Source organism: Shewanella sp. QJM3NY_23 (assembly GCF_056173105.1).
The window spans coordinates 3,927,330-3,951,516 of sequence record NZ_CM149657.1; the positions used below are offsets into that span (position 1 = coordinate 3,927,330).

General features: G+C 49.7%; 27 protein-coding genes. 12 read left to right on the plus strand and 15 right to left on the minus strand.

From position 1 onward, the window contains the following. Nucleotides 1-8: 8 nt before the first annotated feature. From flgH to flgB, 7 genes are read right to left on the minus strand one after another with little or no spacing between them, the layout of a single operon-like run. Nucleotides 9-683 (minus strand): flagellar basal body L-ring protein FlgH, encoded by a 675-nt coding sequence (gene flgH / locus AC0VXX_RS17330; RefSeq protein WP_475517066.1) that lies wholly within the window; start codon nt 681-683, stop codon nt 9-11. Nucleotides 684-692: 9 nt separating this feature from the next. Next, nucleotides 693-1,478, minus strand: a complete 786-nt coding sequence (gene flgG / locus AC0VXX_RS17335) for a flagellar basal-body rod protein FlgG (RefSeq protein ID WP_475515288.1) — start codon at nt 1,476-1,478, stop codon at nt 693-695. 13 nt (nt 1,479-1,491) lie between these two features. After that, nucleotides 1,492-2,226 carry a flagellar basal body rod protein FlgF gene (locus tag AC0VXX_RS17340; RefSeq protein ID WP_475515289.1) on the minus strand — a complete coding sequence of 245 codons (735 nt, stop codon included), beginning with the start codon at nt 2,224-2,226 and terminating at the stop codon, nt 1,492-1,494. 11 nt (nt 2,227-2,237) lie between these two features. After that, nucleotides 2,238-3,446 carry a flagellar hook protein FlgE gene (flgE, locus tag AC0VXX_RS17345; RefSeq protein ID WP_475515290.1) on the minus strand — a complete coding sequence of 403 codons (1,209 nt, stop codon included), beginning with the start codon at nt 3,444-3,446 and terminating at the stop codon, nt 2,238-2,240. 23 nt (nt 3,447-3,469) lie between these two features. Next, nucleotides 3,470-4,132, minus strand: a complete 663-nt coding sequence (locus AC0VXX_RS17350; protein WP_475515291.1) for a flagellar hook assembly protein FlgD — start codon at nt 4,130-4,132, stop codon at nt 3,470-3,472. Continuing rightward, complete coding sequence (flgC, locus tag AC0VXX_RS17355) at nt 4,133-4,552, minus strand: flagellar basal body rod protein FlgC (protein ID WP_475515292.1); 420 nt, start codon at nt 4,550-4,552, stop codon at nt 4,133-4,135. It abuts the gene before it with no gap. An 8-nt stretch (nt 4,553-4,560) separates the two neighbouring features. Continuing rightward, nucleotides 4,561-4,911, minus strand: a complete 351-nt coding sequence (gene flgB, locus AC0VXX_RS17360; RefSeq protein ID WP_110458435.1) for a flagellar basal body rod protein FlgB — start codon at nt 4,909-4,911, stop codon at nt 4,561-4,563. A 96-nt stretch (nt 4,912-5,007) separates the two neighbouring features. On the opposite strand from flgB, the gene flgA reads away from it, so the two are divergent. The 3 genes from flgA to AC0VXX_RS17375 all read left to right on the plus strand — a co-directional run bounded on the left by flgA (nt 5,008) and on the right by AC0VXX_RS17375 (nt 6,585). Next, the gene (gene flgA, locus AC0VXX_RS17365) at nt 5,008-5,748 is read left to right on the plus strand and encodes a flagellar basal body P-ring formation chaperone FlgA (protein ID WP_475515293.1); all 741 of its coding nucleotides are present in this window, start codon (nt 5,008-5,010) and stop codon (nt 5,746-5,748) included. A 95-nt stretch (nt 5,749-5,843) separates the two neighbouring features. Then, complete coding sequence (gene flgM / locus AC0VXX_RS17370; RefSeq protein WP_475515294.1) at nt 5,844-6,131, plus strand: flagellar biosynthesis anti-sigma factor FlgM; 288 nt, start codon at nt 5,844-5,846, stop codon at nt 6,129-6,131. Beyond that, nucleotides 6,124-6,585, plus strand: coding sequence for a flagellar protein FlgN (locus AC0VXX_RS17375; protein ID WP_475515295.1), 462 nt, complete (start codon nt 6,124-6,126; stop codon nt 6,583-6,585). Before flgM ends, AC0VXX_RS17375 begins: the two co-directional genes overlap by 8 nt. 18 nt (nt 6,586-6,603) lie before the next feature. Here AC0VXX_RS17375 and AC0VXX_RS17380 read toward each other — a convergent pair whose 3' ends face one another. The 8 genes from AC0VXX_RS17380 to AC0VXX_RS17415 are packed head-to-tail and all read right to left on the minus strand — an operon-like array spanning nt 6,604 to nt 14,322. Continuing rightward, nucleotides 6,604-7,038: a flagellar FliJ family protein gene (locus tag AC0VXX_RS17380; RefSeq protein ID WP_475515296.1), complete on the minus strand. Its 435-nt coding sequence runs from the start codon at nt 7,036-7,038 to the stop codon at nt 6,604-6,606. Further along, on the minus strand, nt 7,010-8,365 hold the full coding sequence (locus tag AC0VXX_RS17385; RefSeq protein ID WP_475515297.1) for a FliI/YscN family ATPase: 1,356 nt from the start codon (nt 8,363-8,365) through the stop codon (nt 7,010-7,012). Before AC0VXX_RS17385 ends, AC0VXX_RS17380 begins: the two co-directional genes overlap by 29 nt. Further along, complete coding sequence (gene fliH / locus AC0VXX_RS17390; RefSeq protein WP_475515298.1) at nt 8,343-9,050, minus strand: flagellar assembly protein FliH; 708 nt, start codon at nt 9,048-9,050, stop codon at nt 8,343-8,345. The genes AC0VXX_RS17385 and fliH overlap by 23 nt, the downstream gene beginning before the upstream one ends. Then, a complete protein-coding gene (locus AC0VXX_RS17395) occupies nt 9,050-10,036 on the minus strand; it encodes a flagellar motor switch protein FliG (RefSeq protein WP_475517067.1) in 987 nt (328 codons plus the stop codon). The genes fliH and AC0VXX_RS17395 overlap by 1 nt, the downstream gene beginning before the upstream one ends. 22 nt (nt 10,037-10,058) lie before the next feature. Then, nucleotides 10,059-11,741, minus strand: a complete 1,683-nt coding sequence (gene fliF, locus AC0VXX_RS17400; protein WP_475515299.1) for a flagellar basal-body MS-ring/collar protein FliF — start codon at nt 11,739-11,741, stop codon at nt 10,059-10,061. A 12-nt stretch (nt 11,742-11,753) separates the two neighbouring features. After that, complete coding sequence (gene fliE / locus AC0VXX_RS17405; RefSeq protein WP_110458443.1) at nt 11,754-12,092, minus strand: flagellar hook-basal body complex protein FliE; 339 nt, start codon at nt 12,090-12,092, stop codon at nt 11,754-11,756. Nucleotides 12,093-12,119: 27 nt separating this feature from the next. Continuing rightward, nucleotides 12,120-13,427 carry a sigma-54 interaction domain-containing protein gene (locus AC0VXX_RS17410; RefSeq protein WP_475515300.1) on the minus strand — a complete coding sequence of 436 codons (1,308 nt, stop codon included), beginning with the start codon at nt 13,425-13,427 and terminating at the stop codon, nt 12,120-12,122. Between the two features lie 25 nt (nt 13,428-13,452). Then, a complete protein-coding gene (locus AC0VXX_RS17415) occupies nt 13,453-14,322 on the minus strand; it encodes an OmpA family protein (protein WP_475515301.1) in 870 nt (289 codons plus the stop codon). 865 nt (nt 14,323-15,187) lie between these two features. Between AC0VXX_RS17415 and AC0VXX_RS17420 the strand changes: the two genes are divergently transcribed. The 9 genes from AC0VXX_RS17420 (at nt 15,188) to AC0VXX_RS17460 (ending at nt 24,170) form a co-directional block, all read left to right on the plus strand. Next, on the plus strand, nt 15,188-16,069 hold the full coding sequence (locus AC0VXX_RS17420) for a FliM/FliN family flagellar motor switch protein (RefSeq protein ID WP_475515302.1): 882 nt from the start codon (nt 15,188-15,190) through the stop codon (nt 16,067-16,069). Further along, nucleotides 16,062-16,418 (plus strand): flagellar motor switch protein FliN, encoded by a 357-nt coding sequence (gene fliN, locus AC0VXX_RS17425; RefSeq protein WP_110458447.1) that lies wholly within the window; start codon nt 16,062-16,064, stop codon nt 16,416-16,418. The genes AC0VXX_RS17420 and fliN overlap by 8 nt, the downstream gene beginning before the upstream one ends. Then, nucleotides 16,418-17,149, plus strand: coding sequence for a flagellar type III secretion system pore protein FliP (fliP, locus tag AC0VXX_RS17430; RefSeq protein WP_475515303.1), 732 nt, complete (start codon nt 16,418-16,420; stop codon nt 17,147-17,149). The genes fliN and fliP overlap by 1 nt, the downstream gene beginning before the upstream one ends. 4 nt (nt 17,150-17,153) lie before the next feature. Then, the gene (locus tag AC0VXX_RS17435; protein WP_110458449.1) at nt 17,154-17,423 is read left to right on the plus strand and encodes a flagellar biosynthetic protein FliQ; all 270 of its coding nucleotides are present in this window, start codon (nt 17,154-17,156) and stop codon (nt 17,421-17,423) included. A 1-nt stretch (nt 17,424) separates the two neighbouring features. Next, nucleotides 17,425-18,204 (plus strand): flagellar biosynthetic protein FliR, encoded by a 780-nt coding sequence (fliR, locus tag AC0VXX_RS17440; RefSeq protein ID WP_475515304.1) that lies wholly within the window; start codon nt 17,425-17,427, stop codon nt 18,202-18,204. Beyond that, nucleotides 18,201-19,331: a flagellar biosynthesis protein FlhB gene (flhB, locus tag AC0VXX_RS17445; RefSeq protein WP_475515305.1), complete on the plus strand. Its 1,131-nt coding sequence runs from the start codon at nt 18,201-18,203 to the stop codon at nt 19,329-19,331. Before fliR ends, flhB begins: the two co-directional genes overlap by 4 nt. A gap of 15 nt (nt 19,332-19,346) precedes the next feature. Next, nucleotides 19,347-21,428 carry a flagellar biosynthesis protein FlhA gene (gene flhA / locus AC0VXX_RS17450; RefSeq protein WP_475515306.1) on the plus strand — a complete coding sequence of 694 codons (2,082 nt, stop codon included), beginning with the start codon at nt 19,347-19,349 and terminating at the stop codon, nt 21,426-21,428. A 132-nt stretch (nt 21,429-21,560) separates the two neighbouring features. Continuing rightward, nucleotides 21,561-22,538, plus strand: coding sequence for an alpha/beta fold hydrolase (locus AC0VXX_RS17455; protein ID WP_475515307.1), 978 nt, complete (start codon nt 21,561-21,563; stop codon nt 22,536-22,538). Nucleotides 22,539-23,143: 605 nt separating this feature from the next. After that, nucleotides 23,144-24,170 (plus strand): IS630 family transposase gene (locus AC0VXX_RS17460; protein WP_475514127.1). Its coding sequence is split into 2 segments (ribosomal slippage): nt 23,144-23,599 and nt 23,601-24,170, totalling 1,026 coding nucleotides; the frame shifts between segments, so codons are not numbered across the junction. The last annotated feature ends 17 nt before the right edge of the window (nt 24,171-24,187 follow it).

Here is a 24,187-nt window from a genome sequence, read left to right on the forward strand (position 1 = left end):
ATCCTTGCCTAAAGAGGGAACCATGGGCTGTTGAAATAACGAGAAGCCCAACCCATTGCATTACTGTCGGCAATCGCCCCTTGGCCACCATAAATAATACGTGCATCGGCGATGCGCTGTGACGAGATAGTATTGTCGTTACCAATATCGTCGGTGCGGATAAGTCCTAATAGGCGCAAGTATTCGTCGCCCTGATTGAGCCTGAGCCACTTTTCGCCGCGGATCAGCAGTGCGCCATTGGGCAATACCTTGGCGACGGTTACGGTGATCGAGCCTGATAGCTGGTTTTGCTGGGTGCTTGACCCAGTACCATTAAAACCACGCCCTAAAGACACATCGCCGTCGGCGCCCAGATTATTGGCGCCAATTGAACCACTGGAGCCCGCGGCTAATCCAAAGGACATATCTTGCGCTTTGCTGGTTTTAGTGTCGGCTTTCTTGCTGGAATAGGTTTTTTCATCTAAGGCAACAGTCAATAGATCCCCTTCGCGAAAGGCACGCTTGTCTTTAAACAACGTCAGCATATAACCGGGACGATACAAGCTGCCATCTTTAGCATCTGGCAAACTATAATCTATCTCTGGTGGTGCCCATTCGGCGCCGCCCGGCTTAGTTAACGGCTCTGGTATATGTGAAATACATCCAGATAAAAACAAGGTCATCAGCAAGTAAAACCAACGCATCATACTTCCTTATAACGACTGGTTGAGGAACTTGAGCATATCGTCAGACGCCGATACCACTTTGGCGTTCATCTCATAGGCTCGCTGAGTCGAGATCATCTCGACCATCTCTTCAACTACGTTAACGTTAGCACCTTCCAAGGCACCCTGACGCAAACCGCCTAACGCTTGGTCGCCAGCCACCCCTTCAACAGCCACACCCGAAGCCGCAGTTTCGCGGTACAGGTTATCGCCGCGTGCTTGTAGGCCCGCTGGGTTGGTGAAGTTGATCAAGGTAATTTGGCCCAGCTCTTGTGGGTCCGCTTGGCCTGCCATTTGTGCGCTCACCAAACCGTCGGTAGCGATGGAAATTGATAACGCATCTTCTGGGATCACTATGTTAGGCACTAACGGTAGCCCCTGAGAGGTCACCATCATCCCTTCGCTGCTGCGATAAAATTGACCATCACGGGTATAGGCTAATTCACCATTAGGCTCTTCCACTTGGAAGAAGCCGTTACCTTCAATGGCTAAATCCAGTTGTTGATTGGTGGTTTGCATATCACCCGTGGTGAAGATTTTTTGTGTCCCGACCACGCGGGTACCGGCACCGAGTTGCAAACCCGATGGCAGTTCGTTCATGGCATCGACTTGACCACCAGGTTGGCGCTGTACTTGATAAAACAGATCGTTAAACGCCACACGGTCACGTTTAAAGCCTGTGGTATTCACGTTCGCCAAGTTGTTGGCGATAGTGGTCATTTTAGTATCTTGTGCCGTCAGGCCGGTTTTACTTACCCATAAAGCTGATTGCATGCTGAACTATCCTTTACACATTACGCAGTAGACGGTTGCCGACTTCGGCCAATTTCTCTGCGCTTTTCATTAATTTCACCTGAACTTCAAACTGACGGCTCAAATCCATTGAGGCGATAAGCTCGCTCACCGCTTGTACGTTACTGGCTTCGAGGAAACCACTATTGACGCGCACTTCATCGTCTTGTGGCAGATCAGCGCCGTCACGGCGATACAAGAGACCATCTGGGCCTTTTTGCATTTGCGCCATATCGCTATTCACCAGCTTTAGTCGCCCAACTTCCTCAATCACTCCGCCTTCAGATGGCAAAATGCTGATGGTGCCATCTTCACCGACAAACAAGTCTTTATGCTCAGGCAATACCAGTGGTCCATCGACGCCCAGCACGGGGCGACCGTCAACGGTCAACTGGCCTTCACCGTCGGCGATCATGGCTCCGGCGCGGGTATAGGCTTCGCCGCCATCGACCATGACACTGAACATGCCTTGGTCATGAATCGCCATGTCCAATTTGCGACCCGTGGGGTTCACCGCGCCGCTCTGCTGGCTAAAGCCGCTGCTTTGGGTCAAGGCTAACACTCGGGTGTCAAAGCTACCTGGTGTGTTAGGGATCGCCATGGCGTTCACTCGCTCCAGATCGGCCTTAAAGCCCGTAGTCTCGGCGTTGGCCAAGTTATTCGCGCGAATGGTTTGTGCTTCCATAATACGCGTAGCACCGCTAACGGCTGTATACAGCATCTTGTCCATGTTGTTAGCCCTTAAATAGCGTTAAGTAAGGCTTGCTGCATGGTCGAGTTAACGTCCAGCACCTTAGCGTTAGACTGGTAGTTACGCTGCGCTGACATCAAATTAACCATCTCTGCGGTGGTATCGACGTTAGAGCCTTCTAAGTAACCGCCGGTAACGTTACCCATGGTGCCGGTAGCAGGCGCGCCAAGAATAGCTTGGCCGGCACCGTTTGTGGCAATCCAGGCATTGTTACTGATAGGTTCTAGGCCATTAGGGTTAGCGAAGTTAGCCAGTGCCACTTGGCCCTGTAACTGCTCTTGGCCGTTAGTGTATGTGCCATATAGCAAACCGTTGTCATCGAGACGTACGCCCTTTAGATCACCAGAGGTGTAACCGTCTTGGCTCAGGCTAGAGTTATTGTACGCCGCCGCATATTGGGTGCTCTTATCAAAGCCCACATCGAATGCCATCGCCGTCGCGCCATCTAAGATAGCTGGGTCGTTGATGTTCATGGTCAGGGTATTGCCAGCGGTTAAGATACCGTTTGAATCAAAGGTCATGGTGTGACCGCCAGCAGGTGTCACATCAACACCTTCCATCATGTAGTGCACGCTCCACTCGTTAGAGGCGGTTTTTACATGGTATTGGGTGAGTGCGTGTTCGTTACCTAAAGAGTCATACACACTGACGGTGCTTGATGAGTGGTAGCTGTCCATGTTGGCAGGATCGAAAGGCACTAACGCTGGGTCAATCACATCGACGCGAGCATCAAGGTTTGAGACTAAGCCAACTGTAGTAGTGGCTTTGGCCGCCAAGGCCGCCGTTTGCACTTGCAGATCAGTGGTGTTACCCGCCTGGATTTGACCTGTGGCGCCCGCGGCATAGCCCTGTAAGCGATTACCCACAGGGTCGACGATAAAACCTTGTGAATCCTGATGGAACATACCCGCACGGGCATACATACCGCCGCCATCAACGCCTTTTAGCACGAAGAAACCTTCACCCTGGATCCCCATATCTAACTGGCGTCCGGTGTAAGTTAAACTGCCACCCTTGGAAAAGTTTTGGCTGGTCGACATGACGCTGACGCCACCGGCTTGGCCGCCGTTATAGATGGCGGCAAATTCACTACGGCCACCACGAAAACCCACGGTAGATGAGTTAGCAATGTTATTACTGATGGTGTTGAGATCTTGTGTCGTGGCCTGTAAGCCGCTTAGCGCTATGTTAAATGACATTCTAATACCCTATTAAAATAAATTTATGAAACTTCAGAAATATTCAGCACTGAAATTGTGCCTAGACCATGACCCATCTCGGCCATCATCATTCCTGATGCGCTCGCGAAATGAATTTTTTCGATTGGCGCTTTAATGTATGTGGGTGCCATTAACACCGACTCGCCCACAGTGGCGTTCGCTTTAAGCTCATATTTGCCCGCAGGCAAGCCTAAGGCTTCGGGGTCAATGTTAAAGGCGATATCGCCTTTAGATTGTGCGCCCAGCTTAACGGTTTGCACCACTTCGCCTTGCTCGTTGATCACCTCAATCTCTAGGTCTTCGACGCCGTTTTCTAAAAACACTTTGCCTTCAACCGCTTCATTGCCTAGTTCAAGGCCAGAGGCTGGCACCATGGCACTCTTGCCAATCAGCGATGCCGATTGCACTATGCCTAAGTTCTCCATCATCACCATCTGGTTCGACTGGTTTTCGCGCATATACTCTAAGCTCTCTACTTGCGAGAACTGAGCTAACTGCGAGACATATTCGGCGCTGTTAATCGGCTTAGTCGGATCCTGGTTTTGGATCTGAGCAATCATCAACGTCATAAATTCATTTTTGAGCGAGGCAGCATCATTGCCTGGCGCTTGCAACACATTAGCGCTCTGCTGCGCTTGGCTGTCCGTAGTACGTCCTACTTCCATTTACTTGTTTCCTAATTGCAGTAAGCCCTGCTGCATAGAGCGGGCACGATTCATCACTTCAACGCTGGTCTCAAACGAACGGCTCGCCGCCATCATGTCGGCCATCTCTTCAACGGTATTGACGTTCGAATACGCCACGTAACCTTGCTCGTTCGCAAACGGATGGTTGGGCTCATAACGCATTTCCAACGGCGCATCGGCTTGCACTATGTCGCTAATTTCAACCGAAGCGCTGGCGGCTTTGCCTTCTTGCATCTGGCTATAGATAGTGGCAAATACCGGCTTTAACGCACGGTAAGCTTGCTCTGGCGACTCAGCAGCCGTACCGGCATTGGCTAAGTTACTGGCCACAGTATTTAAGCGTATGGTTTGGGCATTCATGCCTGCACCCGCTATTTGGTAGATTTCTCCAAATGACATAGGGACTCCTAGCGACCTTCGATAGCCGTTTTTAAGCCGGCAATTTTCATGTTAAGAAATGTCAGGCTGGTCTGATAATCCATCGCATTTTGCGAATATCTCGCCTGCTCTTTGCCAAGCTCAACCGTGTTATTGTCGGCAGAGCTTTGATAAGGCACGCGATAACCGATATCGTAGCGATTAGCGTTGCTGGCACCCGATTCAATGCGAGCCATTACCTTACTGAAGTCCAGATCTCGCGCCTTGTAACCTGGGGTTTCGGCGTTCACCAAATTACCCGCCAGCACCTTGCTTCTCTCTACCCTAAAGTTCAGTGTTTGCGGGTGAATTCCCAACGCCGTATCGAGGTTGATAGCCATCTCAATTCCTAGTAATGTATGCTCAACAATTGTTTATGGCACTGAGTATCCAATTAATATGCCAAGTATTTTAAACCTCACAGAACAACAACTTAGATGTTAAAGGCCGCTGCAATCGGAAGCCTAACTTCCCTCTTCCTCTTAGGGGCATTCGGTTTACTTCCGCTGCCGGTGTATAGCCAGACAGACACCGCTTCCGCCACCGCACAAATTGAGCAACAAATGCAGCGCTCAATCGAAGCCCAGCTGAGCCGCTGGCAACAGCAACAGGCTATCGATAAGGTGCAACATAAGATGGTGATTCGGGTGCCATCAGGGGCGGATAACCTTGAGCCTTGCCCGCAACAAATCACCATAGACCCACCCCAAGGCTTACCCTTTGGCCGAGTGCAGCGCAAACTGAGTTGCCCCTCACAGGGTTGGTCTTTGTATGTCAGGGCAAAAGTGACGCTGCACGCCTATTTACCTGTCGCCAATAGGAACTTGCAAAGAGATGAGATAGTGACATCTGCCGATCTGCACTGGAAAATGTTACCGCTGAAGGCCTCAGATCAAGATGTGATCACCCAAGAGGCCAACTTGCTTGGCCAACAAGTAACCCGCAAACTGCGTAAAAATAAACCTATTCGCGCCGCCTATCTCGAGGCGCCAAGGCTGATTAATGTCGGCGATGAGGTGATTATCGAGGCCAGCAGTGAGGGGTTTTATGCTAATATGCTCGGCGTCGCCTTGGATGTGGGTAAAGAGGGCGATGCTATTCGGGTTAAAAATAGCAGTTCAGGCAAGGTGATCACCGCCTATGTGGTGGCCAAAGGTCGAGTCCGCACCCAGTTTTAGGCTTATTAGATTGAAAAAATCACTAAAAAAGTTTTAGCGATGTCACAATCCGGTCGCTCATATAGAGTATCAAGCCGAATTATCGAGTGAGTACAATGGAAATCAATAAAATCAACAGCGCTATTGGTGCTGAGATTGGTGCCAATAAGAGCAATGTTAATGCTCAAGCCACCCCAGCGCCTCAATCAGCCGCTACGTCTGCTCCAGCGCAGCTTTCGATCAGTCAGGATTGGCAGTCGCTTGAACAATCTCAGCAGGCACTACAGCAACTTGACGATGTGGATCATGACAAAATTGCCGCACTGCGTCAGTCGCTGCAAGACGGTAGCTTCTCAGTAGATTTAGATCAGATTGCCGATAAGATGCTTAACCAACATGGATAAACCCCAAGTTGATAAGCGCTTGTTAGTGCAGACGCTGCTACGTGATATTCGCTTAGATGTGGATGACTACAGCCAGCTAAAAAGCATGCTGAAACATCAAAGAGAATTAATGCAGCGCACCGACAACCAAGGGCTATCACTGCATAATACGCGTCAAACGGCACTGTGCGACAAACTAGCACAACGGGCCGCTCAGCGTAGTGAGATCCTGATACAATTGGGGTTTGATGGCGATGCCAATGGTATGAAGCGCTTACTGGCCGCCCTTCCGAATCAGTTGCGTCCACAAATTAAAATTTTGTGGGATAACTTACAGTTGCTAGTGAAAGATAGCCATCAGGCCAATGAAGTGAATGGCCGTCTATTAGCATTGCAGCAAGAAACCCTCACTCGGTTGCTCAATCCTGATAGCCAGCATCAACAGATAGATTACGGCAATAACCTAGCTCGCTAACGTTAAGCTTAAATTGCGCTAGCGAGACACATTGCCCCGCGTATAAAACCCTGCCATATCATCTAAGGTCGCTTGCTCTTGACGCATGCTGTGCTCCAGTAGCGCCTCCTTAGTCTGCTGCTGTAACCACTTTAGTCCTTGCTGTCGCCCCAACTGCTTACGCCATAAATTGTCGACTCGTGCCTGCTCGTGTTGCAGCAAGGTCTGCTGTTGAGCCAGTTTGCTCTTCATCGGCTCTAACGCTTGGGCCATCTGGGTCGCATTTTGCCATAACAGCGGATGCGCCCCATATTGGCGACCGCTATAATCGCTGATCATCTCACTTAAGGCTTGATGTTGTTGCTGAGCTTGCTGCATACGGCGCAACGCCTCATCACGCTTTAGCCCTAATTGCGCGAGCTTTTTCTCTTCCTGTTGACACAATCTAGACAGTTGTCGCTGACGCTGGCGCATAACCCATCACTTCCATTAATTGCTCTAACTGTTGCAGACTATCGGCGCGGCTGATTTTGGTCTCGGCCGCTTGCCGTAAAAACTTGGCCATCTCGGGATACGCTTGCACAGCCAAGTCCATCTCGGGATCTTGCCCCGCCTGATAACCCCCTAATGGCAATAACTCACGCACCTCGTTATAGCGGCTCAAGAGGTGGCGCATGATATGACTTTGTTCTAGCTGACTTGGGCTGGCGATCTGAGTGGCTAAACGGCTCACTGATGCATTCACATCGATGGCGGGAAAATGACCGCGCTCGGCCAGTTTACGACTCAGCACAATATGGCCATCGAGGATCGCACGGGCCGAATCGGCCACGGGATCTTGCTGGTCATCCCCCTCGGTTAATACCGTATAAAAGGCGGTTAAGGTACCTTGTGGATGCTGACCATTACCGGCCATCTCCACCAATCGAGGCAGCTGGGCAAATGCCGAAGGTGGATAGCCTTTAGTGGCTGGCGGCTCCCCCAAGCTGAGGGCGATTTCTCGCTGCGCCTGAGCGTAGCGAGTTAACGAATCCACCAGCAGTAATACTTGCTTGCCCTGATCGCGAAAACCACAGGCAATGGCATGGGATAGACGCATCGCGCGCAGGCGCATCAAGGGCGTAGTATCGGCAGGTGCGGCAATCACCACCGCGCGGCGCCGGCCAGCTTCGCCAAGGGTCTCTTCAATAAATTCTCGTACTTCTCGGCCACGCTCGCCAATCAACCCCACGACCACCACATCGGCTTCGGTGAAGCGGGTCATCATACCCAAGAGCACACTCTTACCCACGCCAGAGCCGGCAAACAAACCTAAGCGTTGGCCACGGCCTATGGGCAATAAGCTGTTAATGGCTCTCACGCCAACATCCAGCGCTTGTTTTATTGGCTGGCGCAACAAGGGGTTATAACTGGTGTCTGATTGTGGCACGCGGGCGATACCGGTTAACTCGCCTAAGGTGTCTAGCGGCTGGCCTAATCCATCGAGTACCCGTCCGAGCAGCCCTTCACCTATGGTTAGCGTTTGCTGCTCGACCATGGGTAACACGCGGGCGCCGGGCATCAGCCCTTGGGTGGTTTCAATCGGCATGAGACAGAGCACATCCTTATGAAAGCCCACCACTTCGGCTTCGATAAGCCGGCCGTTACGTCCTTCGATTTGGCAGCGATCGCCCATGCCAAGCTGGCAGCCAACGGCCTCCAGCAACAGGCCGTTGACTCGGGTCAACCGCCCATAGACACGGGCAACGGGCACATTAGGCCAGTCCTGCGATGCTAACTCAGGCTTCAAGATCCGCCTCATTCAATTTGGCTTCTACCTGCTGCATGCAGGCATCGAGCCGCGTTTCTACCGAGGCATCGGCGTCAGACTTATCGCTGACAATGCGGCAGCTACCGGCAGAAATACTGGCGTCTGCTACTAGGTTCCAGCCACGGATTTTATCTTCGGCCAGCTCTTTTAACTTAGTGACGGCCGAAGGCTCAAGGTGAATTTTAACGTCACTTTGATCATCGGGCAGTGCGCTTAAGGTCTCTTCCACTAGCTTAAGAATCTGCTGCGGCTGCAGGGTTAATTCACAGCGGATCACCTGTTGTGAGACGCGGCGAACCAGATCTAAAATCAGGCTCTGCTGTTCATTGACCTGTTTACAATGACCCTCTTCTAGCAAGGCTTTGAGCGCCCCCAGGGGAGCAATTATCTCATTGAGCTGCTCATCGATACTGGCTTTGCCTGCTTGCTGACCTTCAAGTTTACCTTGCGAAAAACCGGCGGCATGGCCAGTGGTTGTGCCCTCTTGCAAGCCTACTTCATAGCCGGCATCGCGGCCTTGCTGCATGCCTTCATCGTAGCCTTGCTCGAACGCTTGCTGATAATCTTGCCAGCCAGCGCTTTCACTGCCCGGTTCGCCTGTACTGGAGAGCGGCGGGAATCGATAGCGCCGTGCTAGCTTGTCATCTAAGCGCCAGCGGTTTGGTTTGTCCGCCATTAGCTCACCACCTGCTCTTCAAATAGCTGCAACTCAATTTCGCCATCTGCCATCATCTGTTTGGCGAGCGTCATAATATCTTTACGTGCACCGTTGGCGCGGCTTACCGGCACACCACCTAGGGCATCGACCTGAGTTTCAATGGCCGACGACATACGTTTAGGCAAGGCGTCGAGTAGCGCGTCTTTAAGTTCTAAGTCGATCCCTTTTAGGGCTAGGGCTAAGGTTTCACCTGGCACTTGTCCTAACAAGGTCTGCAAAGTATCTGACTTTTGACGTCCCAAAATAATAAAGTCGAACATGTTATCGGTGACATCGCTGGCCAACTGCTTATCGAACAGTTTAATCATCTCCATCAACTGCTCACGATCGCCTTCAAAACGGTTAAGAATATCGGCCACTTGCTTAACACCGGCCACTTGAGTGTGGCTCTTTTCCATCGCCATTAGCATGCAGCGCTCGACGAGCTGACGCAGTTCATCGACCACGTGGCGGTCGAGGTCACCCAGCTGAGCAATACGAATTAACACCTCATCTTGGCTGGCGCCTGGCAACATTTTTAAGATTTCGGCCGCACTTTCTGGCGGTAGCAAGCCCAGTAACACCGCCTGTAGCTGGCTATGCTCGTGAGCAATCTCCCTGGCAAGCAGCTTAGGCTCAACCCATTCGAGGCGTTTCACCAGTACCTTAATTTCATCGCCATAAATGTTATCGATAAGGCTTTTTGCCACGCGATCGCCCAAGGCGATATCGAGGGTTTTTTGTAAATAGGAACGCGAGGCTCTAGCAATACCCGACTGCTCTTTATAGCGTTCGAAGAAGCGGCTCAATACCGCCTCCGCTTTTTGTTGAGTAATGCTGGAGAGGCGGGCCATTTTGTGGCTCAGGTGCTGGACATCATCACGGTCTAGATGCGCCATCACCATCGCAGCGCCTTCTTCGCCCATGCTCAGCAGCAACATGGCCGCTTGCGAATAGTTGTCCATCTTGATGTCGAGATCGTTATTATCATTCACCGTCTTTATTACCTATCCAATGAGCTATCACTTCGGCAACCCGTGCCGGTTCCTTATTTGCAAGCATGCTGAGATGCTCCATCTTCACCGTTAAGGGTGAACCAGGCTCTGGCAGCCCTTGGCTACCCAACCAGTCGGCGTCGGCAAGCTGTTTGTCACCACCAGCTTTTGGCGGTAAGGCTGCTGGCGCGGGCTCGCCGATGGCTGCAGCAGGGAGCGCGGCGGCTTGGCTTTCGGCATCATCGGCTTGCTTCTTCGAGGTGCGAGTCAAGTGTGTCACCAGCGGACGCAACACAAAGAAGATAAGGCCTATGCCCAGCAATCCACCAATCAGGTAACGCAGGTATGTTTGGTAATGCTCTGCCTGCCACCAGGGCATTGGGCTAAATTCGGCTACAGTAATGGGCGCAAAGGCAAACGCATTAATGCTAAAGCTGTCGCCTCGCGGAGCTGAAAAGCCGATGGCATCTTTCACCATGTTGCCTAATTTGAGTAGCTGCGCCTCTTCCTGCGCGGCATCGGCGATAGTGGCACTATTGACCAATACCGACACCGAGAGGTTTTCTAACTGCATCTGCTGATAACGGATATGGCGCACTGAGCGGCCAACATCATATTGACGGCTCTCTTCTTGGCGTACATTACGGTTGGTATCTGTCCCTGCACCCTCTTCGTTAGGTTGCGGTGGCTGATTACTCAATGCGCCTGGGATCCCCGCTGCAATAGCGGCATTGTTGTCGTCTAAACTGGTGCGTTCTTGGGTCATCACCGCCTGGGGATCGAGTGACTCTTTGGTCTCTTCCACTTGGTTAAAGTTAACTTTGGCGTTGACTCTGACTTGGAAATTGTCAGCGCCAAGCACCGGGGCTAACATTGACGACGCATTAGCAATTAAGGTCTGCTCTAGTTCGCGGGTGTACTGCAGTTGGCGATCGCGCGCCTGAGTAATATCTTGATTATCAGCGATAGCGGCACTTAAGAAATTACCGTTTTGATCGACCACTTTAACGTTCGCTGGCGTCATACCTGTGACACTGCCCGCGACCAAGTTAACAATCGATTCGACTTGAACTTCGTTCAGTGTCGAACCTGAATAGAGTTGCACCATCACCGACGCCGTTGGCAGCTCGGGTTGCTGACGAATAAACAGGGTGCGCTTAGGTATGGCTAAATGCACTCGCGCGGCGCGAACTGGTTTAAGCGCCATAATGGTGCGCGATAATTCACCTTCGAGGCTGTGGCGGTATTTCGCCTGCTCCATAAACTGGCTGGTGCCTAGGCCTGAATTGTCGAGCTGATCCATCCCCGATGGCACTTTAGCCTTTACACCACGGGCAGCCAGTAACATTCGCGCCATGCCGAGTTGGTCTTCGGCCACCAGCACTAAGCCGGTATTGGCTTCGAGTCGGTAATTAACGCCTTCGGCCTCCAGCACTTCGATAACTTGCGAGGTTTCAACATTTTCCTGGCTACCATATAGAGGACGATACCCCTGACTGGCTGTCCATAACATAAGCACGATCACGCTAGCCACCACAGTGGATAGCAGTGCCAATACCATCACTTGACGGTCACCACTGGTGAATTGACGCCACTTTTGCGTCACACTCGCCAATGGGCTAGTGCGGGCATCTCCATTGATGTCCGGGCTAGATTGAATAACAGAAGTAGACATACAACAATTTCCTTACAAAGGCATCTTCATTACATCGTCGAAGGCTTGCACCAATCGATTACGGATTTGCATCATTGCCGAAAAGGATAGGCTAGCCTTTTGTGACGCGACCATGGCACCTACCAAGTCGTCGCTCGCGCCGCTATCTACCGCTTTCATCATCATTGATGAGTGGTTTTGATCTTGGTTTATCGCCGAGATTTTGTGTTTCATCAGCTCGGTAAACGAACCAACTGCCATGCCATTATCGGCAGGATTGGCGCTAATATTGATGGCTCCCTTGGCTATCTCACGATGCACGCTCAGGGTGTCGAGTAATCCAGTCGAGCTGACGTGCGTCCCATTAACCATAAAAATTCCTATTCATCTTTAGTTGCTTCATGCCGCTTGACCGGCACGTTGTAGTAATTGATCGACGTCGATACCCGACTCGCGCATTTGTGCCAACTTGTACCTCAACGCTCGCGTGGTCATCCCAAGGGCATCGGCACTTTTGTTACGATTTCCATTGAAACGTTTGAGGATGTCGACGATATATTGAAACTCTGCCTGACGCTTAGACGCCTTAAGACCATCACCCGTGTCGGCCGGCTCTGGCGACATCAGCAGCTCTACGGCTAAGCCTAACTCTGCCGCTTGTATCGCCTGTCCGCGGCGCATTACGAGTGCGCGCTGAATGCAGTTTTCTAACTCGCGCACATTGCCTGGCCAGTCGTGTGCCATTAACAGTTGCTTAGCCGGTTCGCTGAAGTAACACGGCGCAGCCGAACCGGGCGTGTCATATACACACAAAAAATGTTCGGCTATGGGTAAAATATCGGCCTTGCGCTCACGCAGGGGAGAAATGGTTAGCGGTAACACATCCAAACGATAGAAGAGATCTTCTCTGAAGGCGCCCATCTCAACCGCTTTACGTAAGTCTTTATTAGTTGAGGCGATTAATCTGATATTTAACGGGATCAGCTGATTGCCGCCCAAGCGTTCAACTTCACGCTCTTGTAATACCCGCAGTAATTTTGCTTGTAGCAATAGTGGCATTTCGCCAATTTCATCGAGCAGCAAGGTGCCACCGTTAGCTTGTTCAAATTTACCGGCTTTGTCGCTCAGCGCGCCGGTAAAGGCCCCTTTTACGTGACCAAACAGAACCGACTCCAACATGCTCTCAGGAATGGCCGCGCAGTTAATCGCGACAAAAGCGTTATTAGCCCGTGATGAGTGGCGGTGAATATAGTGGGCTAGCGGCTCTTTACCTGTGCCGCTTTCACCACAAAGTAAGACGCTGGCTTCGGTTGCGGCAGCGCGATGCGCTAACATCAATAGTTGGCGGCTCACTGCCGCGGCGACCACTAGACTCGTGTCTGGTTGCTCGAGACGGCGTAAACGGTTCACTAGCGCAAACAGTGACTCGCCGATCACAGGTAGTAATAAGTAATCCTGCGCGCCAGCTTGCATCGCCGCCGCCGCTAATTCACTTTGCTCTGGTGCCAACAATGCCACCAGATTACCGGCCTGATATTCGGTCAATTGCGCTGCAACCTCAGTAGGCTCGCATTGTGATAAGTTAACCAAGGTCAACCAAGGCTGGCAGTTACCTTGTTGCCATAGACTAAATCCAGCACTTAAAAGTTGTTGCTGGATATCATCTGGTAGCTCTATACCTAGGGTTCTAATACTGAGGGAATTCATATCGATGCTCTCCAATCGGAACCTATCACTTTGAGGTCTGCTTAACTAAACGTATGCTGACTCTGCGATTGGCCTGCCGACCCACCTCAGTCGTGTTGCTGCTTTTGGGGTAGCGGGTGCCATGACTGCGCACCTGTATCATGGCTCGGCTTATGCCCAGCTCAATCAAGCGTGCGACCACTTCGTCACTGCGTTGTCTGCTTAACATCAAGTTAGCCAGTCGATCACCGTTACTGTCGGCGTGGCCATCGACCAAAATTTGGTTAATCTGTTTATCGGCCTTGACGTAGGCGGCGATCGCTTGGATATCGGCCAGTTGTGCCGCAGTTAAGCTGTCTGAACCTTTGGCAAACAACAATTCACGCTGGCGAACATAAGAAAAAGGTTGAGGCAGCAGATTACCTATGCATTTACTCATCTGACGCGCTCCGGCTTGGGTCGATACCGCGCTCGAGTCTATTCGATAGAGCGACTCGCCTTGCTCGGCAAGCAAGATTTGCCACGCATAATTACTTTCTAATGCTTCGAGAAAAAGGTCTGCTGAAGAGGTGCTTGTAGCGCTTTTACTCTTACCCTGCAAGGTCGTGCGGGCTAAAATACTGGTCTGGGATTGCCATGTAGAAGGTTCGATACTGGCGGTGATCTCTAGACTGTCAAGTGCAAGCCAATCGGCATTAAGCGTCAAGCGGATCGGCTGACCAGGTTGGGCGACTAACGCCATAGCGCCGAATCCCGTAACGGGGTGGCGCAGCTCACAACCAAAGCGATCACCTTGGTACAGCCACTGGGCTTTTTCAAGCGGCGTTTTATAAACGGTCACATTAGGGTTAGATAATGCCACAGGAGCCGACAGCACAAGCAATAAGAATAAAGAAAAACTAACAAAACCACGCATAAACAACCTCAATGCCTTTATTCTTATGGCGTGATCGACACTCCTAAAGCTTAATCTTTGGCAATAATTACTCTGGAACACAATTTGTTAATAACTCGTAATGCGGTCCATCGCAAATGAATTGGCGCAAACATCAAAATAGTTAATCAAACACTTAATTATAAAGTAATACCGATTAACTCAGATTAATCAAACTATATATGTTGATAGTTTTTCATCCAAAAAAAACTAATCATCAATCAATGAAAATCAATTAGTTGATTCATTAATTAATACCTAGTCCATTGGGAGCCTAACGATCATGAAGTTGGTAAAAAACTTTATTTTTCAGCTAGTAGTTATTCCACCTATTTAAGCCGTTTTATCGATGACAGCTCGATATAAACACAAAGTACTTTACTAGTATGACAGATAGTATGTCAATTACACACTGATTAAAAAATAGTTCACTATTGGTGATCTTTTAAGATTGAAACCGACATACTTGACTGGTATGTTTAGCGCCAAATTAAGAGTGGCTGCATTTTAAATATAAAAAATACCACCTAAAGAGTCAATAAAACAACAATCGACAATTATTTGGCGCTAATTCAATAATTAAAATAGCAAATTGAAAATGAAATGTTCACTGATAAATAATTAGCAATCTTTATTTAACAAATCAGTAGTTATTAGTGAGCAAAAATAAAACAAAATCGAAATTGAGCTTTATTTTAAAAGTGTGATCTATTGCCCAGTTTTAAACTTTAGACAAAACAGATGACATGTCTATAGACAGATATTAGCGATTTTTAGTATTCGACCTTTATAAATCAATACTAAGCGTGATCAGTTAGGCGAACCTTGCTTTCAATGCGGAGAAAAAATGAAAACAACGACAAAATCTCGCCTACTAAAGGCAGGCTCGGGCCACAAGGTTAGGCCAGTGATGCTAGTACAGGAAAAACTCGCTCGGGCACGCTTGCTGCAGCAACTGATCCTTAGCAGAAGGCCATTACTGGATGCCATTAATACGGTACTGGCTCCCTTGATCCGTAATGGTCATGGCGCGGCGCACAACGTGACGCTGACAGAGCAGGATGGTCCGCAGCAGCCTGAAAATTACCATGCTTGGTTTGTGTGCCGTTATCAGCAAACAACCCTTGGTTGGTGGCGCATCGACAGCTGTACCTTAGATCAATTGGCCAGTTGCTATTACGGTAGCCTTGCCACACCTCTAAGCTCACCGCTGCGCGAGCCTAGCCAGTCTGAATTCAGATTGGTGAAAAACTTATTGCGCCAAACCCTGAGCGCACTGCCCATGGGGAAGATAGATCCTGAGCAGCTTGAGCTTGAGTTGGTTAAACCGCCAATGACACTTGATGCTCCAGCTGTCTGGTCTATCGAACTTGGCAAAGAGCGTTTCGTGGCTCCTATGTTGTTTTGTATGACCGAACACTTGCTCGGGCTAATGTCGGAACAACCCAAGGAACCTGTAGCCAACAAAGATCTGGCGAAAAAGCTCGAACTTTGGTTACAACAATTACCCATTAAGCTGCAGATGACCTTAGGCCAGCACGCCATGCCTGTCCGCTCGCTTAACCAGCTTAATGTTGGCGACATACTGCCAATGAATTTAAACCCTAAGGGCCAGCTTAATGTGGGTAACCGCCCCTTATTCCAGGCTTCCGTGCATAGTCATGAAGGCCAAATGGTCGCCAAATTGACCCAAGACATATTTCAACATGAGGACAGCAACATTGGCTGAACAGGACTTACTATCGAATGACGAGTTTTTACTCGACGATGACATTTTCGCCGAAGATAACTTTTCTACGCCTAAGGCTCAAAATAAACCATTGAAAGATATTTCATTCTTCCAACAACTTCCGGTGCAGGTCACGCTTGAATTGGCCAGTGCTGAGATGTGTCTTGGCGAGCTGACCCGCATGGGTGAAGGCGATGTCATAGCCCTAGACCGTATGGTGGGTGAGCCCTTAGATATCAGAGTCAATGGTGCGCTGCTAGGTAAGGGGGAAGTTGTTGAAGTGGGCGGACGCTACGGTGTACGCCTACTTGAAGTGGAAGATATCGGTTTAGGCGGAGCAAGCGACTAATGTTACTGCGAGCGTTGATACTGTGCCTATGCCTTTTAGCGCCTCAGGCATTTGCCGCTGATGGCCTCACATTACTCACGCTCGATGGGGCTCAAGAGAGCCAAGCCGTCAACATAAAGCTGGAGATCTTGGCGCTGATGACGGCGCTAAGCCTGTTGCCTGCACTGCTAATGATGATGACCAGCTTCACGCGCATCGTCGTGGTATTGGCGATTTTAAGGCAGGCATTGGGGTTACAGCAAAGTCCGCCCAATAAGGTACTTATCGGTATCGCACTAGTACTAACGATTTTTATCATGCGCCCTGTGGGGGATCGTATCTATCAAGATGCCTACCTGCCTTACGATCAAGGTCAGCTTGAACTAACCGAAGCTGTCGCTATTGCCAAAGTCCCCTTGAGTCAGTTTATGCTGGCACAAACCCGAGAAACCGACTTAGAGCAGATGCTTAAGATTGCGGGTGAACCTACCAATCTTAAGGCTGAAGAGGTGCCATTTTTTGTACTGATGCCCGCCTTTGTGTTGAGTGAGCTCAAAACGGCGTTTCAAATTGGCTTCTTACTCTTTTTGCCCTTTTTGGTGATCGACTTGGTCGTGGCCAGTGTGTTGATGTCTATGGGGATGATGATGCTGTCGCCACTGATCATTTCGTTGCCGTTTAAGCTGATGATCTTTGTCTTAGTCGACGGCTGGTCTATGACGGTCAGTACCCTGACTGCGAGTTTTGGGTAACATAATGGATACCAATCAACTCACAGTTTTATTCGCCGATGCCATGTATCTTGTGGTCGCCATGGTGATGGTACTTGTGACCCCAGGCTTACTGCTCGGCTTGTTGATCGCCGTATTTCAAGCGGCGACACAGGTCAATGAACAAACCTTGAGCTTCTTACCCCGCTTGGTCTTGACCCTGTTAATGGTACTTTTTGCTGGTCATTGGTTAATTCAGAAACTGATGGATTTCTTCGACCAGTTATTTATGAACATTCCCCACATCATAGGCTGACATGCTTTCGCTCACTTCAATCGAGATAAGCACCATGATTGGCAGCTTCTGGTGGCCTTTTTGTCGTCTAATGGGGGCATTTATCGTGATGCCTTTGCTAGGGAATGCCTTCGTGCCTGTGACAGTGAGAATTTTACTGGCTTTCAGCCTAGCTGCGCTGCTGGGCCCTATGCTACCTCCTGTGCCTCAGGTGGATGCCGTCTCCGCTGGAGCCCTATTACTGGCGATTGAACAGCTGTTAATTGGCTTTATGTTGGGGTTGTTTCTCAGTATTTTGCTGCATGTCATGAGTATGCTGGGCACTATCATGTCGATGCAGATGGGCTTGGCGATGGCCATTATGAATGATCCAGCCAATGGCAACTCCAATCCGATTTTAAGCCAATGGTTCTTAATGTTTGGCACCTTAATCTTTCTGGCCTTAGACGGTCACTTAGTGGCGATTGGCATATTGGTCGATAGTTTTCGCCTGTGGCCGATTGGCACGGGCATTTTTGAGCTGCCGTTAATGGGGCTGATCCATCGTGTTGGCTGGCTCTTTGCGGCGTCATTAATGCTGGCGATTCCAGCGGTATTAGCCATGCTGATGGTTAACATTACCTTTGGGGTATTAAGCCGCGCCGCGCCCTCATTGAATATTTTTTCACTGGGTTTCCCGATGACCATGCTGATGGGTCTGCTGTGCGTATTGCTCTCTTTTAGTGGCATCCCCAGTCGTTACAGCGATGTGTGCCTCGATGCACTCACCGCTATGTATCAGTTTATCGGTGGCAGCGCATGAGTCAGGACGATAAACACGATAAAACCGAGGAACCCACCCAGCAGAAACTGCGCAAGGCCAGAGAAGAGGGCCAGGTTCCGCGATCGAAAGATCTGGCAGCGGCGGCACTGATAATCAGCTGTTCTTTGATGCTCACCAGCAGTGCCGACTGGTTTGCCGAGAAAGTCAAAGAGCTGCTCAAATACAATATGTACCTGACCAAAGCCGATCTTAACCAGCCAGATATGATGACACGCCACTTAGGCGCGAGCCTGATGCATATGCTCGAGCTACTGGGGCCGCTGTTTATTATGGTCGCGCTATTGGCTGCCGTGGCTGGCGCCCTGCCCGGTGGCCCCCTATTGAGCTTTAGTAATGCGGGATTTAAATATAGCCGCATCGATCCTGTCTCTGGCATTGGTCGCATCTTCTCGGTGCAATCATTGGTCGAGCTGCTTAAGTCTGTGCTTAAAATTGTATTGTTGATCGGCATCATGTTTGCGTTTTTGAGCGGCCATTTACAAGAGCTACTGAACTACAGCCAACTGCCCATCGACGAGGCGATTAGCCGCGGTATGACTCTGCTATCGGAAGGGATGCTTTATTTAGGTACAGGCCTGCTGGCCATCGCGCTGATTGATGTGCCTTATCAATATTGGCATCACCGTAAAGAGCTGCGCATGTCTCATCAAGATCTTAAAGATGAACATAAGCAGCAGGAAGGTAAGCCCGAAATTAAGGCGAAAATACGTCAATTACAACAACGTATGGCGCGATCTCGTGCCGATACCGTGATACCAAAAGCCGATGTGCTCTTGGTTAACCCAACCCATTATGCGGTGGCCTTAAAGTATGACCCCAACTTGGCCGATGCCCCTTACGTTATCACTAAGGGCACCGAAGAGTTAGCCCTGTATATGCGTAAGCTCGCCAAGCAACATAATATCGAAGTGATTGAGATCCCGGCGCTTACCCGCGCTATCTATCATACGACACAGGTCGATCAACAAATTCCGGCAGCGCTATTTACTGCGATTGCCCATGTACTTAGCTATGTAATGCAGATTAAGGCGTCTCGCCAAGGCAAACAACAAAAGCCTGAGCCCTTGCCTCATTTCTTCATTCCTCCACATTTACGACACGATTAAAGGATTGCTTAACCTATGAACTGGCTATCACGCACCTTTTCAGGAAACTATAGCGCTATCGGCATCCCTGTGATGCTGCTGGCGATTCTGGCGATGGTGATTTTGCCGCTGCCACCTTGGTTGCTCGACGTCCTCTTTACCTTCAACATCGTCCTTGCGGTGATGGTGTTGTTAGTGAGTGTGTCGATCCGCCGGCCATTGGAGTTTTCGGTATTCCCAACGCTCCTACTGCTAGCCACCTTGATGCGCTTGACGCTGAACGTGGCATCCACCCGAGTGGTGTTAATTGAAGGCCACGAAGGCGGCGATTCTGCGGGTCGAGTCATTCAAGCTTTTGGTGAAGTGGTCATTGGCGGCAACTATGTTGTCGGTGCGGTTATCTTCCTCATCTTAATGATCATCAACTTTGTGGTGATCACTAAAGGTGGCGAACGTATTTCTGAGGTATCTGCGCGCTTTACACTCGATGCCTTGCCCGGTAAACAGATGGCGATTGATGCCGATCTTAATGCTGGCACCCTCACCCATGAACAGGCCCGCATCCGCCGCCAAGATGTCGCCAGAGAAGCCGATTTCTATGGATCGATGGACGGTGCCTCTAAATTTGTCCGTGGTGATGCCATTGCCGGCCTGTTGATCCTCGCGATCAACATTATTGGTGGTATCTGTATCGGTATCTTTATGCACGATCTCAGTGCCGCCGATGCCTTTAAAACTTACGCGCTACTCACCATAGGTGACGGCCTAGTTGCACAGATCCCCTCGCTATTGTTAGCCACCGCGGCAGCCATCATAGTGACCCGGGTCTCTGATGCTGAAGAGATGCCGGCGCAGTTAACGCGGCAACTACTGGCCAACCCAAAGACTTTAGCGACTGCGGCTGTCGTGATGTTTATCTTAGGCATCACCCCGGGCATGCCAGCAGCAGTGTTCCTGTCGTTTGCACTGTTACTGGGCTTCGCCTCATGGCGACAAAGCCGTAATGTGACGCCCATTGCCGAGAGTAGCGCCGATGAAACCATTGAGAACACCCTCACTGAGCCCTCGGCACCGAGCTGGGACGCACTGCCTTACACAGATATCATCGAGGTTCGCCTTGGCTATCGTCTAGTGCATTTAGTGGAAAAGACCAAGGGCGCCGAACTGCAAAAACGCCTCACGGGGATTAGACGCACCTTGTCAGAACAAGCAGGCTTCTTGCTTGCAGAAGTGCGGGTACGAGACAACCTCACTCTCGCCCCTAACGCCTATCAAATCAATTTTATGGGCACTCAGGTGGCCTATGCCGAGTTAGAGCCCGATCGCCTTATGGCCATTAAAAGTGGCCCAGTGTACGGCAAAATAGATGGTATCTTAACGGTCGAACCTGCCTATCAAATGGATGCGGTCTGGATAGAAACGGACATTAAAGCCAAGGCGCTGAATTTAGGCTACTCGGTGGTCGACAACGCCACAATTATTGCCACCCACGTGAGCAAACAGTTGCGAGAATCGCTGGCCGACTTACTGCAACACGATGATATTATGCATCTGAGCGATCGCCTCAGTAAACAAGCACCTAAGCTCGCAGAAGCCTTAACTACGGCGTTAACTCCGGTACAATTGCTGAAAGTATTTCGTTTACTGCTAAAAGAACAGGTGCCGTTAAAAGATATTCGCACCATCGCCACCACGTTACTTGAGTGCAGCGAGCAGACCAAAGATCCCGTACTACTGGCCGCCGATGTTCGCTGCGCATTGCGCAACAGCATCTTACAGCAGATAGTGGGCACCAGTGCGAAATTGAATGTATTGACCTTGGCGCCGGAATTAGAGCAGACCCTGATGACCGCACTCAACCAGTCGCAGCAACAGGGCAAAGTGGCACTCGACAGCTTTCCGGTAGAACCGAGTTTACTCGCCCAGCTACAACAGCGCATGCCACAACTGCTGAGCGAAACCAAAGAGAAAGGTCACAGCCCTATCTTACTGGTATCGCCACAACTAAGGCCGCTGCTGGCTCGTTATGCACTGGCTTTTGCCAGAGGACTACATGTGCTCTCCTATAACGAAGTCCCTGAAACAAAAGAACTGATGATCGCAGGGCAACTCGGTTAACCTAGCCGCTAGCCTTGGTGAACCCCAAGGCTAGCACGCAAGATTGATCGCCATCATAAGCTTATCTCTGTTACACTCATGGGCTTATAATGCACCCACTTTTATCTTGCTCACTCAATGACTGTAACCCCTATGGCACCGACAACTGGCTCAGTAACACCTCATCCTTACAGCAGTGAGCACACGCTTACCTCCCCCCAATTACAACGTTTTTGGCAACAAATCACCACTGGTGAACTGACGGTCAGCCCAGAGATCACACTGGCTTATATGGCAGTGACTCATCCCAGCCATAAGCGCACCCTAGTGCTCAGTAATGGCCGCGTCGAGTCTTACCTTAAGTACCAAGAAGTGATCTACGATTGCTATCAGCAAGGTTACAATGTTTATGCTCTGGATCACCGAGGACAAGGACTCTCTAGTCGGCTGACATTGAATCCTCATAAGGGACATGTCGAGCATTTTGATGACTATGTTGATGACTTTGAAAAATTTATCGAACAGGTTGTCCTACCCGCACAAGCTCAAGAGAGCCCACTATTTTTACTGGGACATTCAATGGGCTGCGCCATCAGTAGCCTGTATGTCGCACGTAATCCCCACACCTTTAGCGCGGCTGCATTTTCTGCGCCCATGTATGGCATACGGTTACCCGCGCCTAAACCGGCGGTCCTCTGGCTTGCCACTTGGTTAGACAAATTCAGACGAGATGGCGAACCCAACTATGTACCTGGCGGGTGCAACTATCGTCAGGTAGCCTTTGAAAAAAATGAGCTTACTCATTGTCAAATACGCTATCAGCGTTACCAACAGCTCTATAACGAGCGTCCCGAATTACAGTTAGGCTCACCCACCAATCGCTGGCTAACCGAGTCAATTAAGGCCGCTGAATACTGCGTTAACAGCGTCAAACACAGTACTGTCCCTATGTTAATTCTGCAAGCAGATGAAGACACCATAGTCGATAACACGGCACAAGACAGGGCAATAGGGGAGAAGGCCCAGCGGGTCATTATCCATGGCGCGCGGCACGAAATACTGTTTGAGAGCGACAGCATCCGCAATCACGCCCTTAACAGCCTATTTGACTTTTTCCAGCAATACGCCTAAACCCCATCACTTTGGGGTAGTCATACCCAATAAGGGCTATCCCAATAAACTAGCGGTAAACATCGCTCACCGCTCTCCATTGGCTTTATCTACATACAGATAAACGCAGTCATAAACCACCTCCCCATCTGCATTGAGCCACCCAGTCATATCTATGCATTAAAAACAGCCCTAAACTTATCGAAATAGTGGTTCGATATTCACCAACTTATCCGCAGATACCGCTTCGAGCAATCACAAGGGCACCCTAACCCGCTTAACAAAAACATTCGACCAACATGGAGTAGGGTATATAGACAGCGAAATAGACAGGGAAAATATGACGTAGTAATAAGCTTATGAACGAGAGCTAGAGTCAACTTGGCGACAGCCAAATGCTAGCGAATGAGAAACAAGGATACTGAACTGGCTTTTATATAGGGATATATTGAGTCGAACTGGCTATTGGCAGAATGCAGACGGCTTTCTACTTATAAAGAGTCAGCCCCTAGGGGTGGGTAAATGCCAAACAATGTCGGCAACATAGTTGTTCCAGCTGAACGACTAATACCAATTGAAGTAAATATATGATCTAATTGGTGCCCCATTATCAATTAGGTATCTATATGTCTGTAGCTGAATTAGAGCACTTAGCAAAAAAAGAAAAACGCAGTCGTATTAAAGTTCGCTATCTTGCCATCTGCCATTTTCTTGAAGGCAAATCACGAACTGAGATTGCAAGGTACCTAAGGGTAGCGAGAGGCAGTGTAAATAAGTGGGTCACCCTCTACTTGACGGACGGAATTGATAGTTTGAAGGATACGCCTAATCCTGGTCGGCCATCTAGATTAACACCGCAACAGCTAGAATCTGTCGCAGGTTTTGTGAAGGAAAGAAGTTCTTCTACTTATGGCGGACGGCTTCAAGCAAAAGACGTTGGTGAGTTTATACACACTCAATTTGGTGTTGAATATGAGGGCAGAAATGTCTATAGGCTGCTTCATCAATTAGGCTTTTCGTGGATAACAAGCCGCTCTAAGCATCCGAAACAAAATGAAGAGGCTCAACGCCTTTTTAAAAACCTTCCTCATGGAAACGATCCTTAACACCCCAGGCCATTTACCGCTTGATAGGATCGATGTGTGGTTCCAGGATGAGGCCAGATTTGGCCAGCAAAACACGACGACTCGAGTTTGGGCGCTAAAAGGCTCAAGACCAAGAGCAATTAAGCAACAACAATTCGAATATGCCTACTTGTTCGGCGCAGTCTGTCCCAGCAACGGTAAAACAGAGGCATTGATCACGCCATGTAGTAACAAAGAAGTCATGATAGAGCACTTGTCATTGATCTCTCAAACAACTCCTTTAGGGCGACATGCTGTCGTTATTATGGATGGAGCAGGCTGGCACCAACTGTCTTTAGCTGACGAGTTTGACAACCTTACCATTATCAAGTTGCCACCGTATTCCCCAGAACTCAATCCTGTCGAGCAAGTATGGCAATGGATGAGACAAAATGAGCTAGCCAACCGTTGTTTTGATGGATATGACGATATAGTGAATCAATGTACTAAAGCATGGAATCGTTTTAGGAGCGAGCGAAGCCGCGTAAAAAGAATATGTGATAGAGATTGGATTAACCTGGTCAGTTAATTAATTCAATTGGTATA